A 1148-nucleotide genomic window follows, 5' to 3' on the forward strand; every position below is an offset into this window, starting at 1 on the left:
GCGGCCCCGTGCAGCCGGCCGTGCTGACCGCAACGCTGGGCCTGGGCCGGGTGGCCGAGGAAGCCCTGGCCATCGCCCTCTACGCCGTCTTGGCGACGGCGGACAGCACGACGGCGGAGCACCACTTCCGTCGGGCCGTCGCCGCGGCCATCAATCACGACGGCGACAGCGACTCGGCCGCCAGCCTCGCCGGGAACCTCTTGGGCGCCCATTACGGCGAGGCGGCGCTCCCCGCCGAATGGCTGGCCGCGCTGGAGGCCCCCGACGTCATCCTCGGCATGGCGGAGCGCTTCCTGGCGCAGACCCAGGGCTGAGCCCGTGCACCACGACCGCACTGCCCCCGCGCTGCCCCGGCAGGACGGGAAGACGATCCTCGTGACCGGTGCCAGCGCCGGCCTCGGCTACTTCGCCAGTGAACAGCTGGCCGCGGCGGGAGCCACGGTGGTCATGGCTGCCCGTGATCCGGCACGCGCCCGGGCAGCCATGGAAGCCATCCGCCGCACGGTGCCCGGCGCGGACGTGCACTTCCAGGAGCTGGATCTTGCCAATCTGGCCTCGGTCCGGCAAGCGGCGGGCGAGCTTGCCGAGCGGGGGCGGATCGATGCCCTGCTGGCCAACGCCGGGGTGATCGGTTCCCAGGAACTGCAGTTCACCGCCGACGGCTTCGAACTGCAGTTCGGCACCAACCACCTGGGCCACTTCGCACTCGTCGCCGGGCTGATGCCCGTGCTGCGCCGCAGCCGCGGCCGTGTGGTGCATGTGGGCAGCATCAGCCACCGCTGGGTCCGGCCGGACTTTTCCCGGGCCGCTCTGCCGGCCCGGTACTCCAGCTACCGGTCCTATGCGCTGTCCAAACTGGCGGTGATGAGTTTCGGATTCGAGCTGGCGAACCGGCTGGACGCGGTGGGGTCGCCGGTCTCTTCCGTGGTGGCCCATCCCGGGTACGCGCGCAAATACTTCACCCCGGACCGGCCGGGCCTGCAGCTGTCGCGTCCGGCCGCCGACTGGCAACGGGTGCTCTTCGGGCTGGTGGCGCAGGGCAAGGATGCCGGCGCCCGGCCGCTGGTGCACGCGGCGGCCGGCGAGGACGTCCGCAACGGCGACTACTGGGGGCCGGACGGACCGTTCCAGCTGACCGGGCGCACCGC

2 protein-coding genes are annotated in these 1148 nt (G+C 72.6%); both read left to right on the forward strand.

From position 1 onward, the window contains the following. The coding region (locus AC5RV2_RS18225; RefSeq protein WP_494093497.1) for an ADP-ribosylglycohydrolase family protein at positions 1–314 on the forward strand (314 nt) is incomplete at its 5' end. A 4-nt stretch (positions 315–318) separates the two neighbouring features. Continuing rightward, positions 319–1148 (forward strand): SDR family NAD(P)-dependent oxidoreductase (locus tag AC5RV2_RS18230; RefSeq protein WP_494093498.1); only part of this gene is annotated, 830 nt, incomplete at its 3' end.

The sequence above is a fragment of the Arthrobacter sp. Y3225116 genome (assembly GCF_059091245.1).